Source organism: Mesorhizobium sp. M7A.F.Ca.AU.001.01.1.1, assembly GCF_004022735.1.
Lineage (GTDB): Bacteria > Pseudomonadota > Alphaproteobacteria > Rhizobiales > Rhizobiaceae > Mesorhizobium > Mesorhizobium ciceri.
Window position 1 is genome coordinate 1 of the sequence record NZ_RZPF01001103.1, and the last position, 1,277, is coordinate 1,277.

Annotated in this window: 2 protein-coding genes; one reads left to right on the forward strand and one right to left on the reverse strand. The window is 62.8% G+C overall.

Features of this window, described 5'->3' with window-relative positions; translation table 11 throughout:
* Window positions 1-95: 95 nt before the first annotated feature.
* The gene (locus tag EN884_RS36205) at window positions 96-827 is read right to left on the reverse strand and encodes a FadR/GntR family transcriptional regulator (protein ID WP_127224710.1); all 732 of its coding nucleotides are present in this window, start codon (window positions 825-827) and stop codon (window positions 96-98) included.
* Between the two features lie 155 nt (window positions 828-982).
* On the opposite strand from EN884_RS36205, the gene EN884_RS36210 reads away from it, so the two are divergent.
* Window positions 983-1,276 (forward strand): NAD-dependent epimerase/dehydratase family protein, encoded by a 294-nt coding sequence (locus EN884_RS36210; RefSeq protein ID WP_245492053.1) that lies wholly within the window; start codon window positions 983-985, stop codon window positions 1,274-1,276.
* Window position 1,277: the final 1 nt, after the last annotated feature.

The following is a 1,277-nucleotide window of genomic DNA, read 5'->3' on the forward strand; positions in this document are numbered from 1 at the left end:
CGGCTCTCATGCACTCCTGCAAAATGCCGGTCGCGGAGCTGGCGTAGCACGGGATGATTTGCGGGAGCGGATCGAAGACCGGAACTGACGGCTTGCTACGATCTGGCGTGACCATCGACCATGCGGCGGTAACGCTCGCGCCCCGCCTCCAGATGCTCGCGCAAGGTGAAGCGGGCGGCTTCGACATTCTGCCGCTCGATGGCCTGATAGATGCGGCGGTGCTCCATCTGGACCTGCTCCAGATAGTGCCGCCGCTGCTCCGGCGTTTCGTCGCGCGGGCGCATCAGCTGGCGTGGAATGAGGACAGGTCCGAGAAAGTGCATAAAGCGTTCGAAATAGGGATTGCCGGTGGCCGAGGCGATCGCTCGGTGGAAGGCAAAGTCGGGCTCGATCGCGCTCTCGCCCGCCGCGATCGAGGCGTCGATGGCGTCGAGGCAGTCGCGCATGCGGGCAAGGTCGTCGTCGCCGCGCTTCTCGGCGGCGATGCCGGCGGCTTCTTGTTCCACCGCGAGCCGAAGCTGCAGCACGTTCTGGACTTCCGTCAGCGAGTGCAGCTCGTCGGAAACGATGCGGAATGTGGTGTTGGCCTCATGGTCGGCGACGAACACGCCGGAGCCCTGGCGGCTGACGACAAGGCCCTCCGATCGAAGGGAAGCCATGGCTTCCCGGATCACCGTGCGGCTGACCCCGAATTGCGCGATCAGTTCCTGTTCGGTCGGCAGTTTCTCGCCGCTGGTCATATGGCCGGCGCGTATTTCGCGCGCAAACCAGTCGGCAACCTGCGCCGTGCGGCTGATCTGCGGGGGAAGGCCAAAGGAACGTTTCATCGCCATCAAGCAATAAACGAACCTCTGTCCTTGGCAACCCATTATTTATACGGTGATATGATGACATTTGCGACGCGTTGGACACGACCAATCTTCATTCGCCTTATCAGCGCCGCGCGAACATGTCCGCGGTCTCAGTGAAAGGACAGGGCGTGATGATCCCCCAAAAACCGGTGCTGTTGACCGGAGCCTCCGGCACGATCGGACGGCTGCTCTCGGCCAGGCTGGCGGCGCTCGGCTGGACCTTGCGGCTGACCGATGTCGTGCCCTTGCCGATCCCGTTGCCGCCAAACGCAAGCTTCGCCATCGCCGATCTCGAAGACCAGCAGGCGGTGAACGATCTGGCAGAGGGCTGCGGCCTGATCCTGCATTTCGGCGGCATCTCCACCGAGCAATCCTTCGAGACCGTGCTCGGCCCCAATCTTCGCGGCGGTTTTTACATCTATTAGG

Excerpts from the sequence above, each read along its gene's own strand:
- EN884_RS36205 (WP_127224710.1), bottom strand. The coding sequence starts at position 827 with ATGAAACGTTCCTTTGGCCTTCCCCCGCAGATCAGCCGCACGGCGCAG.
- EN884_RS36210 (WP_245492053.1), top strand. The coding sequence starts at position 983 with ATGATCCCCCAAAAACCGGTGCTGTTGACCGGAGCCTCCGGCACGATC.